10 protein-coding genes and 1 pseudogene are annotated in these 14,039 nt (G+C 70.0%); 4 read left to right on the top strand and 7 right to left on the bottom strand.

Annotated features, from left to right (window positions below):
* Nucleotides 1-121 precede the first annotated feature (121 nt).
* Nucleotides 122-643 (bottom strand): hypothetical protein, encoded by a 522-nt coding sequence (locus tag ACFU5K_RS28995; protein ID WP_384066850.1) that lies wholly within the window; start codon nt 641-643, stop codon nt 122-124.
* A 788-nt stretch (nt 644-1,431) separates the two neighbouring features.
* The gene (locus ACFU5K_RS28990; RefSeq protein ID WP_384066848.1) at nt 1,432-2,571 is read right to left on the bottom strand and encodes a PucR family transcriptional regulator; all 1,140 of its coding nucleotides are present in this window, start codon (nt 2,569-2,571) and stop codon (nt 1,432-1,434) included.
* A gap of 177 nt (nt 2,572-2,748) precedes the next feature.
* Between ACFU5K_RS28990 and ACFU5K_RS28985 the strand changes: the two genes are divergently transcribed.
* The gene (locus tag ACFU5K_RS28985) at nt 2,749-3,675 is read left to right on the top strand and encodes a proline dehydrogenase family protein (protein WP_384066846.1); all 927 of its coding nucleotides are present in this window, start codon (nt 2,749-2,751) and stop codon (nt 3,673-3,675) included.
* A 95-nt stretch (nt 3,676-3,770) separates the two neighbouring features.
* The gene (pruA, locus tag ACFU5K_RS28980; RefSeq protein WP_384066844.1) at nt 3,771-5,402 is read left to right on the top strand and encodes an L-glutamate gamma-semialdehyde dehydrogenase; all 1,632 of its coding nucleotides are present in this window, start codon (nt 3,771-3,773) and stop codon (nt 5,400-5,402) included.
* A gap of 256 nt (nt 5,403-5,658) precedes the next feature.
* Here the strand turns inward: pruA and ACFU5K_RS28975 are convergent.
* From ACFU5K_RS28975 to ACFU5K_RS28955, 5 genes and pseudogenes are all read right to left on the bottom strand, one after another.
* Nucleotides 5,659-6,351, bottom strand: a pseudogene (locus tag ACFU5K_RS28975) (HAD family hydrolase); the annotation flags it as partial.
* A gap of 103 nt (nt 6,352-6,454) precedes the next feature.
* Nucleotides 6,455-7,537, bottom strand: a complete 1,083-nt coding sequence (locus tag ACFU5K_RS28970; RefSeq protein WP_384066842.1) for an ABC transporter ATP-binding protein — start codon at nt 7,535-7,537, stop codon at nt 6,455-6,457.
* Nucleotides 7,538-7,545: 8 nt separating this feature from the next.
* Nucleotides 7,546-8,379 carry an ABC transporter permease gene (locus ACFU5K_RS28965; RefSeq protein ID WP_384066840.1) on the bottom strand — a complete coding sequence of 278 codons (834 nt, stop codon included), beginning with the start codon at nt 8,377-8,379 and terminating at the stop codon, nt 7,546-7,548.
* The gene (locus ACFU5K_RS28960; RefSeq protein ID WP_384066838.1) at nt 8,367-9,284 is read right to left on the bottom strand and encodes an ABC transporter permease; all 918 of its coding nucleotides are present in this window, start codon (nt 9,282-9,284) and stop codon (nt 8,367-8,369) included. Before ACFU5K_RS28960 ends, ACFU5K_RS28965 begins: the two co-directional genes overlap by 13 nt.
* The gene (locus ACFU5K_RS28955; RefSeq protein ID WP_384066836.1) at nt 9,281-10,435 is read right to left on the bottom strand and encodes an ABC transporter substrate-binding protein; all 1,155 of its coding nucleotides are present in this window, start codon (nt 10,433-10,435) and stop codon (nt 9,281-9,283) included. Before ACFU5K_RS28955 ends, ACFU5K_RS28960 begins: the two co-directional genes overlap by 4 nt.
* A gap of 233 nt (nt 10,436-10,668) precedes the next feature.
* Between ACFU5K_RS28955 and ACFU5K_RS28950 the strand changes: the two genes are divergently transcribed.
* On the top strand, nt 10,669-11,457 hold the full coding sequence (locus ACFU5K_RS28950; protein WP_384066834.1) for a GntR family transcriptional regulator: 789 nt from the start codon (nt 10,669-10,671) through the stop codon (nt 11,455-11,457).
* 425 nt (nt 11,458-11,882) lie between these two features.
* Nucleotides 11,883-13,943 carry a phosphocholine-specific phospholipase C gene (locus tag ACFU5K_RS28945; protein ID WP_384066833.1) on the top strand — a complete coding sequence of 687 codons (2,061 nt, stop codon included), beginning with the start codon at nt 11,883-11,885 and terminating at the stop codon, nt 13,941-13,943.
* Nucleotides 13,944-14,039: the final 96 nt, after the last annotated feature.

The following is a 14,039-nucleotide window of genomic DNA, read 5'->3' as shown; positions in this document are numbered from 1 at the left end:
CCCGGCGGACAGAGCGAGACCTGTCCGCCGGGCGCAGTCGTACGTGCGGGCGGGTGCGCAACGGCCCGGACGAGGGGCCGGACGTTCCCGCTGACCGTGCTCGCTTTCAACAGGCGGGGCTTTAGGGCAGGTGCATCTCGTCATGGCGTGCCTGTATGCGCGCGATCACGCGCTCCCGTCCCAGCTTCTTGGCCTGGCGGAGCTTGGCTTCGGCAACGAGCATGGGAGCCCAGAACAACCAGCCCCACAGGCTGAAGTCCAGCACTCCACTCCACACCAGTGCCTTGTTCAGGCCGAACGATGCCACGAACGTCAGCACGTACGCTTCGACCCGGTGCGCGAGAAGCAGGCGCAGTGGTGCGTTCCGGGCCCCCTGCAACAGCTCAACCGCCGCAGCAAGTTCAGCGGCCCGGAGGTCTTCACCTGTGTCCTCACCGGACTCGCCACGGGCGGCTCGCCGTAGCGCGTCGGTCACCAGCACGCTCTGCTCCGCTTTGGCTGCCTGCTGAGCTTGCCCTTGAGCAGCGGCTACATTCAGGTCGTCCCAATAGCCCCGTCCGGCCCAGCCCGTCGCATCATCGACTCGCTCGCGCTCGGCTGACCCGGGCGGGGCCAGCTCTTCGATCTTTTCCTGCAGAGCCACCGCACGGCGCGCCCGCCCCGGGTATTCGAAAGAGTCCGAGCGAAGGCACAGCTCCAAGTACGACACCAAGAGTCCGAGATCGTCCGCTGCTAGTGCGAGGCCATTGCGATACGCAGCCTCAGCCTCACGGTCAGGTCATCTTCGTCTGCCGCGGCATGTGCCTGTCCGAGCCAGCGGAAGAGAACCGGATCCGGTCCGCACTCCTTGAGCCCCGCCTCTGCCGCAGCTCTCACAGCCTCGTAGCCACCCACTGCGAAGAGCTCTGAGCATCTCTCCACGTACTGCCGCCGTTCCACGTTCCCACCCCAGCCGCCCGAGTAAGCACCCTCTGATGTACTCAACGCCGCTCTCAATCACCGCTTGATCACGAACACCAGGGCAATTGTGTACCCAGCGGCTGAAGCTACTTCTCGACGCGTACACCTCCCAGCTCACCTGCGCCGGCGCACCGTCCTCCTGCGCGGCGGTGATGGTGGCCGCGTGGGAGGGGGTGACGACGACGGTGATGTCCCGCACCCGGCCCGCGTCCGAGGTGCCCTCCGAGCCGATGCCGAAGTACGCCCGGCAGGAGATGAACAGCCCGCCCGAGGACGCCGCGCGCTGCCTGGCCTGTGCTCTGACCTGCGGTTGCCACTCCGCCTCGGTCTCCTGCACAGCCCGGTGCAGATCCTCACTCCTTCCTGCAACAGTTAGTTACCCTGCGGAGTCAGTGCGCACAGATCCTTGGAATTGCCCATTCAGTGCGCATCTCACGACAGTGCGCGCTTGGTCGCGGCACCTGCACGTGCTCACAGCCGGGCCTGTTTCAGTGCCATGTGCAGCAGCAGCCGGTCCTCGCCGTCGTTCAGGTCCAGGCCGGTGAGCTGCTGGACCCGGGCGAGGCGGTAGTAGAGCGTCTGGCGGTGGATGCCCAGCGCGGTGGCGGTCCGGCTCGCCTGTCCCGCGAGGTCGAGGAACACCTCGGCGGTGCGGGCCAGTTCGGCGTGGGGAGGGGACAGCAGGGTGCGGACTGTGTGGTCCGGTCCGCTGTCCTCGGTGCGGGGGAGGGCGGCCAGGAGGCGGTACGGGCCGATGGCCGACCAGTCGGCGACCGGACCGTAGCGGGACTCCGCCGCGGCGGCCCGGGCGGCGGACAGTGCCTCGCGCCAGGAGTCGGCCAGTTCCGCCAGACCTCGGCGCGCGGCCGCCAGGCCGCCGGTCGCGGACGGCCCCGCGGCGGCGCGCAGCCGGTCCGCGGCCTTCGCCGCCGGGTCGAGGGCGTCGGCGGAGCGCAGTCGCACCAGGGCCGCGAGGGCAGGGTCGCCGGCTCCGGGCACCGCGGCGAGGGCCGCGGCCGACGGCACCGTACGGGCCGACGGGGTCTCGTCCGGCCACGGCGTCACGCACACCACCGTGTGCAGCCCGTCCGCGTCGGCCCCCAGCGCGTCTCGCAGCGCCGCCACCGCCATGTCACGCTGCCAGCCGCGCGCCGCGACGAGCACCGCACCGAACTCCCGCGAGAGGTCGGAGCCGGCCCGCTCCTCGTCGGCGAGCAGTGCGCCGATCCGGGCCGCCACGTCCATCGCCGCCGCGAGCTGCCCGTCGGCAGGCCCCGGATCGGCGTCCAGCAGCCAGACGTAGCCCAGCACGACACCCCGATGGCGTACCGGGAGGCAGATCCGGTCCCGGAAGACCCCGGCCTCCGGCGCGGCCGGAATGCGGACCGGGCCCGTCGCCCGGGTGATGCCGAAGCCCTCGAACCAGGCGCGGACCGCCGGGGTGGAGCGGCGGGTCAGGATGGAGCGCGTACGGACGGGGTCCATGGCGGTGTCGTCGTCGCTGTCGTGGGCGCCGAAGGCGACCAGCACGAAGTCACGGTTCTCCAGGGTCGCCGGTGCGCCGAGCAGCGTGGAGATCTCGTCGACCAGCTCCTGGTAATCGCCCTTCACCCGGCCATTCTCGCACCTCTTCAGACATATGTCTGAGATCGAGTACACGGATGCGTGACAGGTGTCGATGGCAGGGGTCCGCAGTGATCCCTAGATTTCACCTTGGTTCTCCGTGCCGTCCCGGTCCGTACACATCGCCGCCGGTTCGGCCCCTTTCGTACTCCGTGGAGGTGCCCTGTGCTGGGTCCCGTGATTCTCGCCGCGTCCCGCAGCGACGCCATGCGTCGTTTCATCTCGGCCGCGCCCGGCACCAAGCAGGTCGTCGACCGCTTCATCGCGGGCGAGACCGTCGACCAGGTCGTGACGGTCGTCCAGGACGCCGCCGGCAAGGGTCTCGAGGTCACCCTCGACGTCGTGGGTGAGGACATCACCACCCCCGAGCAGGCCGCCGCCGCGCGTGACGCCTACCTGGAGCTCGTCGGCCGCCTGAAGGAGCTCGGGCTCGGCGTCCGGGCCGAGATGTCCGTCAAGCTGTCGATGTTCGGCCAGTCGCTGGACGGCGGCCACGAGCTGGCGCTCGCCAACGTCCGGCCCGTCGTCGAGGCCGCGGCCGCGATCGGCACCACGGTCACGCTGGACGCCGAGGACCACACCACCCTCGACTCGATGTTCGCCATCCACACGGAGCTGCGGAAGGACTTCCCGCAGACCGGTTGCGTGATCCAGTCGTACCTGTTCCGCACGGAGGCCGACGCGCGCCGCCTGGCGGCCGAGGGCAGCCGGGTACGCCTGGTGAAGGGCGCCTACAAGGAGCCCGCCTCCGTCGCGTATCAGAACAAGCCGGAGATCGACAAGGCGTACGTCCGCATCCTGAAGACCCTGATGCTGGGCGAGGGCTACCCGATGATCGGCTCGCACGATCCCCGTCTCATCGCCATCGGCCAGGAGCTCGCGCGCCAGGCCGGGCGCAAACTGGACGAGTACGAGTTCCAGATGCTGTACGGCATCCGTAGCGAGGAGCACGTCCGGCTCGCGGCCGAGGGCCACCGGATGCGCGTCTACACGGCGTACGGCACCGACTGGTACGGCTACTTCATGCGCCGCCTCGCGGAGAAGCCGGCCAACCTGCTGTTCTTCGGCCGCTCCGTCCTCACCAAGGGCTGAACCGAGGGTTCGGACCACAGGGCTGATTACCCAGGCTGAACCAGGGCCGACCTGCCCGGCCGACCACCCACCTCAACCAAGGAGACAAGGCACTCATGGACGCTGTCACCCAGGTCCCCGCGCCGGTCAACGAGCCGGTCCACTCCTACGCCCCCGGCACCCCGGAGCGCGCCCGTCTGGAGGCGAAGCTCAAGGAGCTCTCCGAGAACCCGATCGACCTGCCGATGACCATCGGCGGCGAGAAGCGCATGGGCGGCGGCGAGCGCGTCGACGTCGTGCAGCCGCACAACCACAAGGCCGTCATCGGCACCTTCGCCGGTGCCACCGAGCAGGACGCCCAGGACGCCGTCGACGCGGCCCTCGCCGCCGCTCCGGCCTGGCGCGCGATGTCCTTCGACGACCGCGCGGCGATCATCCTGCGTGCGGCCGAGCTGCTGGCCGGTCCCTGGCGCGAGACGCTGGCCGCCTCCACGATGCTCGGCCAGGGCAAGACCGCCCAGCAGGCCGAGATCGACTGCCCCTGCGAGCTGGTCGACTTCTGGCGCTTCAACGTGCACTACGCGCGCCAGATCCTCGCGGAGCAGCCCCCGGCGAACTCCCCGGGCGTGTGGAACCGCATGGACCACCGGCCGCTCGAGGGCTTCGTCTACGCGATCACGCCGTTCAACTTCTCGGCCATCGCGGCCAACCTGCCCACCGCCCCCGCCCTCATGGGCAACGTGGTGGTCTGGAAGCCGTCCCCGACGCAGACCCACGCCGCCGTGCTGCTGATGCAGCTCCTGGAGGAGGCCGGGCTGCCCAAGGGCGTCATCAACCTGGTCACCGGCGACGGCATCGCCGTCTCCGAGGTGGCGCTGAACCACCGCGACCTGGCGGGTGTCCACTTCACCGGCTCGACCCCCACCTTCCAGCACCTGTGGAAGACGGTCGGCAACAACATCGAGAACTACCGCACCTACCCGCGGCTGGTCGGCGAGACGGGCGGCAAGGACTTCGTCGTCGCGCACCCGAGCGCCGACCGCGCCGTCCTGAAGACCGCGCTGACCCGTGGCTCGTTCGAGTACCAGGGCCAGAAGTGCTCCGCCTCCTCCCGCGCGTACGTCCCGGCCTCCATCTGGAACTCCGGTTTCAAGGAGGAGTTCGCGGCCGAGGTCGACGGCATCACCATGGGTGACGTCACCGACCTGTCGCACTTCATGGGCGCCGTCATCGACGCGCGTGCCTTCGCGAAGAACAAGGCCGCGATCGACCGCGCCGCGGCCGACCCGACCTGCACGATCGTCGCGGGCGGTACGTACGACGACTCCGTCGGCTACTTCGTGCGCCCGACCGTCATCGTGTGCGACGACCCGGCCAACGAGGTCTTCACCACGGAGTACTTCGGACCGATCCTCGCCGTCCACGTCTACGAGGACGAGAAGTACGACGCCATGCTGGAGCAGATGGAGTCCGTCTCCGACTACGCGCTGACCGGCGCGGTCATCTCCAACGACCGTGCGGCGGCCGCGTACACGATGGACAAGCTCCGCTACGCGGCGGGCAACTTCTACATCAACGACAAGTCGACCGGTGCGGTCGTCGGGCAGCAGCCCTTCGGTGGCGGCCGTGGCTCGGGCACCAACGACAAGGCGGGTGCCCCGCAGAACCTGCAGCGCTGGACGCTGACCCGCGCCATCAAGGAGACGCTGGTCCCGCCGACCGACTACACCTACCCCCACCAGGGCTGACGGCCCCGGGGCGCCCACGCGGGCGCCCCGCACAGAACTCCGCCCCCCGACCGGCTCCCCCCCCCGCCGGCCGGGGGGCGGCTTCCGTCAGACTCACCGACCTTCGGGGTCCAAGGCCTCGTTACGCTCCCGGGCCGAGGGTGCGCCGGCGGGGCATGACCGCTCCTTGTGAGGGGTGAGGGGCGGGTTCCGCCACCGGGCCGGCCACGATGTGCGTCCCCTGGGCCGGCTGCGGTTCGCTGAGCGCACGCGACCCCGGCACTTCGGCGCGCACCAGAGCACTCAGCAGGTCTGGGGACGCCTCTTCCAGACTCCCGAGAACCGTGCGCCGGGCGGCAGGTTCGATCGGTGCGACGGACGGGACCGCGAGGACGTGGCAGCCCGCCGCCTCCGCGGAGGCGACACCCGTGGGAGTGTCCTCCACGGCCACGCAGGCGGCCGGAGCCACCCCCAGGTCCTGGCAGGCGGCGAGGTAGGGGTCGGGGTCGGGTTTGGTGCGGAGCGTGTCGTCGGCGGTGACCGTGGTGGTGAACCGGCCCGCGCCCAACGACTCCAGGGCCTTCACGACGGTGTCGGCCACGTGCCGAGGCGAGGCGGTGACAAGGGCGGTGGGAACGCCCGCGCCGTGCAGCGCTACGAGCAGTTCAACAGCGCCGGGGCGCGGCACGACATCGGCGCGCACCCGGGAGGCGAACTCTCGGTGGAGTTCAGCGGCGACCGCGTCGACCGGCGCGCCCGCGGCTCGGCTCAGCACCTTCGCCGTGTGCTCCACCGGGCGGCCCAGTACATCTGGCTGGTCGGCTGCGGTGAGCACGTACCCCCGTCCGGCGGCCACCTGGTCGACGGCGGCCCACCACAGCTGCTCGGTGTCCACGAGGGTGCCGTCCATGTCGAAGAGCACGGCTCCGAGCACGGGTGGCTGGACGGGGGTGGTGCGGGGGAGCGTCACAGAGGTCTCTTTCGGCGGGTCAGCGAGTGCGGTACTGACGTACTGCAGGGCGGCACGCCCTCAGCCGTCCTGCGAGCATGTGGAAACGGTGGACGCCGGGGGGTCAGTCGCGGCGCGCCGCGACCAACACCGGCCGGTCCGGGAGGGCTACGGTCACGTCGCTGCCCGGGGCGAGTGCCGCTGCCTCGTGTGTCTGCAGGTCGGCCTTGATCCCGGTGCCGTCGGCGAGGCGGACGGTTACACGGGTGGCCGCGCCGAGGAAGGCGGTGGCGACGACCTGCGCGTTGCCGGTGTCGTCCGCGGTGAGACGGACGGCCTCGGGCCGTACGAGAACGTCGACTTCGCTGCCCCCGCCCGGCTCGCCCTCCACGGGCAGCCGTCGTCCCATGACCTCCACCGTCGTGCGGTCGGCACTGAGGACGCCTGGGATCCGGCTCATGGTGCCGACGAACTCGGCGACGAACGCAGTGGTGGGCCGCGCGTACAGCTCGGCGGGGGCCGCGCACTGCTCCAGCCGTCCCGCGCGCATCACGGCGACCCGGTCGGCCATCGACAGTGCCTCTTCCTGATCATGAGTCACGAACAGTGTGGTGATGGCGAGTTCCTGCTGCAGACGGCGGATCTCCTCGCGGAGCGTCAGCCGGACCTTGGCGTCGAGCGCGGACAGCGGTTCGTCGAGCAACAGGACCCGTGGGCGCAGTGCGAGCGCGCGGGCGAGCGCGATGCGCTGCTGCTGCCCGCCGGAAAGCTGGTGCGGGTAGCGGTCGCCCGTGTGCCCGAGGCCGACCAGCTCCAGCAGTTCGGCGGCGCGGGCCCGCCGCTCGGCCGTTCGAACCTTGCGCATGCGCATGCCGAACGCGACGTTGTCGAGCGCGCTGAGGTGCGGGAAGAGGCTGTACGACTGGAAGACCATCCCGGCGTCGCGGCGGTGGGCCGGCACTCGGGTCATGTCCTCGCCGTCGACGAGTACGTCGCCGGAGTCGGGGTGTTCGAACCCGGCGAGCACGCGCAGTGCGGTGGTTTTGCCGCAGCCGGACGGGCCGAGCAGGGCGAGGAGTTCACCGGGTCGCGCGGTCAGGTCGAGGCCGTCCAGGGCGACGGTCGTGCCGAACGTGCGCCGCATACCGCGGAACTCGACGGTTGCGGCGCCGGTCGTGGCGGCAGTCTCCAGCGTGGTGATCGTCATGGTGGGGGTCATCCCTGGGAGGCGGTACGGGAGGAGGCGCGGCGTCCGCCGAGGGTGGCGACCGCCAGGAGGAGTGCCCAGGTCATGAAGAGGCTGAGCACGGACACGGCGACGGACATCTGCGCCTGTGAGCCGCCGATGCTGTAGATCCAGACGGCGAATGGCTGGAAGCCGAGGAGCTGGGCGACGGTGAACTCGCCCAGCACGAGTGCCAGCGTGAGGAAGGCCGCGTTCAGCAGCGCGCCGCGCAGATTCGGCAGTACCGCGCGGACGAGGGCCTGCGGCCAGCCCGCACCGCAGCTGCGGGCGGCCTCGACGAGCGTGCGCACGTCGACCGCGCGCAGCCCCGCGTCGAGCGCACGGTGGACGAACGGCAGAGCCATCACGACGTATGCGAGAACGAGGACGATCGGGAAGTCCGGGTTCTGGAGCGCCACGAACGTCTGGAAGAGCGGCGTCGCCGAGAGGTACTCGGGACCCCACTTGAGGACTGTTCCGATCCCGGCGACGAACGCGATCGGCGGGACGATCAGCGGCAGTGAGCAGACGACTTCGACGACGGGCCGCAGCCGGGGTGCGCCGAGCCGCAGCGCGACCATGGCAGGCACCATCAGCAGCAGAACGACGGCGATCGTGGCGGCGGCGAGTTCGAGGGAGAGCAGCAGGCTGGGCAGGAAGCCGTCGGTGCCGAGGATCCGCGTATACGCATCGAGGTTCAGGCCCTGACCCGGCACGTCGACCGTGAACACGACGGAGGCTGCCAGCGGGACCAGGAAGTACAGCGCGGCGATGGCGAGGACCGCGGCCCGCCAGGGGCGGAAGGTGGTGTTCAGGCGAGCCATCGCGCGCTCCGTCGTTGCAGGGGCAGGTACACGGCCATCACCAGGCCCGCGACGACGACCATGTCGAGGCTGAGTGCCAGCGCCACGTTCTCCTGGCCGACCAGGACATTGCCGGAAATGGCGTCGGCGATCTGCAGGGTGACCAGCGGGACCGAGCTGCCCACCATCGCCGCGGCGGTGGCGTAGGCGGCGAACGCACTACCGAACAGGAGTACCAGGCCGCCGAGCAGTGACGGCGCGAGCACCGGCAGGGCGACGTGCCGCCAGTACTGGGCATGCGTGGCGCGGTTGTTCTGTGCGGCTTCGCGCCACTGGGAACGCAGTCCGTCGAGGGCGGGCGTGATGGTGAGGACCATCAGAGGGATCAGGAAATAGAGGTAGGTGAGGGTCAGACCCCAGAAGCTGTAAAGGGTCCAGCCCGTGTCGGCGAGGCCCAGACGGCGTGTGAGGACGCCGGAGTTGCCGAGCGTCGCGACGAAGGCGAAGGCGAGCGGGACACCGCCGAAGTTCGCGAGTACCCCGGAGGCGGTGAGTACGGCCTCGCGCAGTGCGCGGAAGCGGGAGACCACGACGGCCTGAGCGAGCAGCAGCCCGAGGAGCATACCGATGGCCGCCGAGACGGCGGACAACTTGACGCTGCCCAGGAGCGCCGTCAGATAGGCGCCGTGCAACGACGCGGTCAGGTTGGCGGTGGTGTAGGACGCGGCGCCGGTGGCCGGGTCCTTGACGGTGAAGGCGCCGTTCAGCATGGCCAGGGCCGGGATCCCGAAGGCGACCGCCACGAAGACGAGCAACGGTACGACGGCGAGCCACTCGGCGCGCGGACGCCGCCGACCGGAGGATGCACCGCCGGGCGCAGCGCCGACTCCGGTCGGCGCGGAAGCGACAGTCATGCCGGAGGTCATCCCGAGACGGCCTTGCCCCAGCCCTGGGCGATGATGCCCTTGGCCTTGGTCTGCTGGGCCTCGGTCGGGAACGTGGCCGTGCCGGAGACCTCGGGCAGCTTGGCGGCGGCGACCTTGTCGACCGTCCCGGCCTGTTCCATGGCGGGCATCAGTACCGGGCGGGCGTAGCCCTTGAGCCAGAGGTTCTGGCCCTCGACGCCGTACAGGTACTCCTGCCACAGGCGGGCGGCGGCGGGATGCGGTGCGTCCTTGGCGATGGCCTGCGAGTAGTACTGGGCGTACTGACCGTCGGAGGGGACGGAGACCTTCCAGTCGACTCCCTTGCCCTTGAACTCGTCGGCGTAGCCGGCGTTGAGGTAATCCCAGTCGATGCTGATCGGCGTCTCGCCCTTCTCGACGGTGGCCGGGGTCGACTCGACCGGCGTGTAGTTGCCGTTCTGCTTCAACTTGGCGAAGAAATCCAGTCCCGGCTGGATCTCGTCGAGGGAGCCGCCGTTCGCCAGGGCCGCCGCGTAGACGCCGCCGAACGCGGAGCCGGACTTGGTCGGGTTGCCGTTGAGCGCGACCTGGCCCTTGTACTCGGGCTTGAGCAGGTCCTTGAAGGTGGTGGGGCAGTGCTTGACGCGCTTGGCGTCGCAGCCGATGGAGACGTAGCCGCCGTAGTCGTTGTACCAGCGCGCCTGCGGGTCCTTCTGCGCGGTCGGGATGTCGTCGTACGAGGCGACCTTGTACGACGCGAACAGTCCTTGCCGGGCCCCGCTCAGCGCGAACGAGCTGCCCAGGTCCAGCACGTCGGGGGCGCGGTCCTGGCCCTTGCGCGAGGTGACCGCGTTGATCTCGTCCTGGCTGCTGCCGTCGGGGTTCTCGACCTCGATCTTGATGCCGTACTTCTTGGTGAAGCCGTCTATCAGTGCGCCATAGTTGGCCCAGTCGCGGGGCAGAGCCATCGCGTGCAGCGTGCCCTCTTTCTTTGCCGCGGCGACGAGGCCGTCCATGCCGCCGAAGTCCGTCGCGGAGGTTGCGGTGGCGGCCTTCGTGCCGTCGGGAGTGGCAGCGGACTGGCTGGTGGCTGCGCCACAGGCGCTGAGACTGAGTGCTGCGACGACGAGGCCGCCGGTGAGGACGGCGATCCTGGGCAGTGACACGGTCACGATCTCTCCTGGAATGGCGCCCCGGACGGAATCTCCGCAGGGGCTCGACAGAAGACTTGTTTGAACAAGTCGACCACAGTAGGCACGTCCTTCATGTCGCCTCGGTGAACGAGGGGGCAACTCCGACCCCCATCTTTCTGGACATTCGACGGATACTTTTCAGGAGAGCGGTCTCCTTCCCGTCTCGTCTACGCTGGTGCACCTGCACACTGCGCACACCACGGGAGGGGACCATGGCAGCCCGACATGAGGAGATCGCGGAGGAGTTGCGCCGGGCGATCGATCGCGAGGAGTACGCGGTGGGCAGCCGGCTGCTTCCGGAGACAGAGCTCGCTGCACGCTACGGCGTCTCGCGTGGCACGGTCCGCCAGGCGGTCGCCGCCCTGACGTCGGAGGGGCTGATCGGGTCCCGGCAGGGCGCGCGGCGGGTGGTGCTCGCCAGTCGCCGCAATCAAAGCTTCGCCGAGCTGCGCAGCTTCGCCCAGTGGGCGCGCGCGATGGGCCGCACGGCGACGGGTCGGGTGGTCTCCTCGGAGTACCGCCCCACGACCGCCCAGGACTCGGCACGTCTCCAGCTGCCCGTCGGCGTGCCGGTGCTCCACGTCCTGCGGCTGCGCGGCCTTGACGGGGAACCGGTGCTGCTGGAACGGACGGTCTACGCGGACTGGATCGCCCCGGACGTGGAGCGCATCGAGGTGGACTGTCCGTCGGTGACGCAACGGCTGCTGGCGGAGACGGGGTTGGTCTTCGCGTACGGCGAGCATCTGATCGACGCGGTCGCGGCGGGCGCGCAGGACGCCGAACTGCTGGATGTGCGCCGGACGAGTCCGCTGCTGCGGGTGCGCCGGGTCACGACCACTCGCGAGGGCCGCCCGGTCGAGTCGTCCGACGACCGGTACCGCTCCGACGCGGTGAGCTTCAGCGTCCGCAACTCGATAGGCAACAACGCGCTGGCCCGTCAGGCCGGCCCGGGCGCGAGTCCGGCGAGTCCCGTCAAGGAGGACGGTGGCCGCCGGGCCTGAATCGCGGCGGATATCGACCTGCGGGGCTCAGGCACGGCCGGAACACCCTGATGCCCTGCGACGCCCGGCATGCGCACACGCTGCAGGAGCCGTGCCCCAACCCGTCCGCCGGCGGCTCGCCGCCGAAGGCATCGAAGTGCTGCAGGTGACCTGTCCCGACTCCACGGTCCCGACCGTGCCCGTGGGGGAGAGGGGAGCGCCGCGCGCTGCGGCCGGTGCTGTCGTGGCGGCGCCAACGGTGCGAGGCCTACCGGCGCCCTCCGTCGGCTCCTCCAGGGACCCTGTCAGTTCTGCCGCCGGTCACGCCAGGTGGGACAGGCTTCTCGAAGGGTTCGCTTCTCCGCCGCCACTTGTTTGAACAAGTTGGGCAAGCTTGGCTGCCGTACGCCTTACGGGCCAAAGATCTTCCGGGAGACATGCCCTTCATGAACGCCATTGACCGCAGACGATTCATGCAACTCGCGGGCGGCACCGCCGCTCTGTCCGCTCTCTCCACCAGCATCGCTCGCGCCGCTGAGATACCGGCGCACCGCAGGACGGGCTCCATCAAGGACATCGAGCACGTCGTCGTCCTGATGCAGGAGAATCGTTCCTTCGACCACTACCTCGGCACCCTGCGCGGTGTCCGGGGCTTCGGGGACCCGCACCCGGTGACGCTGCCGAGCGGCAAGCCCGTCTGGCACCAGTCGGACGGCACCAAGGAGACCCTGCCCTTCCACCCGGACGCCAAGGACCTCGGCCTGGCCTTCCTGGAGGACCTGCCGCACGGCTGGAACGACACCCAGGCCGCCTTCAACAAGGGCAAGTACGACAAGTGGATCCCGGCCAAGTCCGCCACCACGATGGCGCACCTGACCCGTGAGGACATTCCGTTCCACTACGCGCTCGCCGACGCCTTCACGGTCTGCGACGCCTACCACTGCTCGTTCATGGGCTCCACCGACCCGAACCGCTACTACATGTGGACGGGTTATACCGGCAACGACGGCAAGGGCGGAGGCCCGGTCCTCGGTAACGACGAGGCCGGCTACTCCTGGACCACCTACCCGGAGCGCCTGGAGAGCGCCGGCGTCTCCTGGAAGATCTACCAGGACATCGGCGACGGCCTGGACGCGGACGGAAGCTGGGGCTGGATCGGGGACGCCTACCGAGGCAACTACGGCGACAACTCGCTGCTGTACTTCGACCAGTACCGCAACGCCAAGCCCGGCGACCCGCTGTTCGACAAGGCCCGCACCGGGACCGACGCGCGCAAGGGTGAGGGCTTCTTCGACATCCTCCGTGCCGACGTGAAGACCGGCAAGCTGCCCGAGGTCTCGTGGATCGTCGCGCCCGAGGCCTTCACCGAGCACCCGAACTGGCCCTCCAATTACGGCGCCTGGTACATCTCGCAGGTCCTGGACGCGCTCACCTCCAACCCCGAGGTATGGAGCAGGACGGCGCTCTTCATCACCTACGACGAGAACGACGGCTTCTTCGACCACGTCGTGCCGCCCTTCCCGGCCGGCTCGGCGGCCCAGGGCAAGTCCACCGTCGACGTCAGCGGCGATCTGTACGCGGGCGACGGCAGCCGCACGGCGGGGACGTACGGCCTGGGCCAGCGGGTCCCGATGTTCGTGGTGTCGCCCTGGAGCAAGGGCGGCTATGTCTGCTCCCAGACCTTCGACCACACCTCGATCATCCAGTTCATGGAGCGCCGCTTCGGTGTGACGGAGCCTCACATCACCCCCTGGCGCCGAGCCGTCTGCGGCGACTTGACCACGGCGTTCGACTTCGGGCACAAGGACAGTCGCAAGCCGCACCTGCCCGACACCACCGGCTATCTGCCGCCCGACGGCGACCGGCACCCCGACTACGTGCCGACGCCGCCGGCCAAGGGCGCGCTGCCCCGCCAGGAGCAGGGCCTGCGCCCTGCCCGGCCCATTCCGTACGACCTCGTGGCCGACGGCAAGATCGGCGCCGCGGGCTCGCTGCGGATCGACTTCGCCTCCCACGGAAAGGCCGGCGCCGGCTTCCTGGTCACCTCCACGACGGACGCCTCCGGCCCGTGGACGTACACCGTCGGCTCGGGGCACTCGCTCCCCGGGGTCTGGAAGGTCTCCCCGGATTCCCACGGTGCCTACGACTTCACCGTGCACGGCCCCAACGGATTCCTGCGCCGGTTCGCGGGCCGGGCCACTGTGGCGGGTCCCGAGGTCGGCGTCCGCCACGACGGTAAGGGCGGCGCCGTGCGTCTGGTACTGACCAACGACGGCCACAGCACCATTACGCTCACCGTCGAGGACGAGTACGGCAAGCACAAGCCGGCCACCTACCGGTTGCGCCCCGGTGCTCACGTGGTGCACGCGGCCGAGACCGGGCGTACCCATGGCTGGTACGACCTGACCGTGACCGCCGACCACGACCGCACCTTCGTGCGCCGCGTGGCCGCCCACGTGGAGAGCGGCCACGAGAGCACCAGCGATCCGGCCTTCGCCGCCCGCTGACCCGGATCGCCCGTTCCGGCCGCGGCCCCGCGGGGCCGCGGCCGGCGCCGATACGGTCCTAGTTGTTCTGGCCATGGAGGTTGGTGACCGATCCCA

This window comes from Streptomyces sp. NPDC057428, assembly GCF_042803195.1.
In the GTDB taxonomy this organism is placed as follows: Bacteria; Actinomycetota; Actinomycetes; order Streptomycetales; family Streptomycetaceae; genus Streptomyces.
This window is presented reverse-complemented; position numbering and strand designations above follow the sequence as displayed.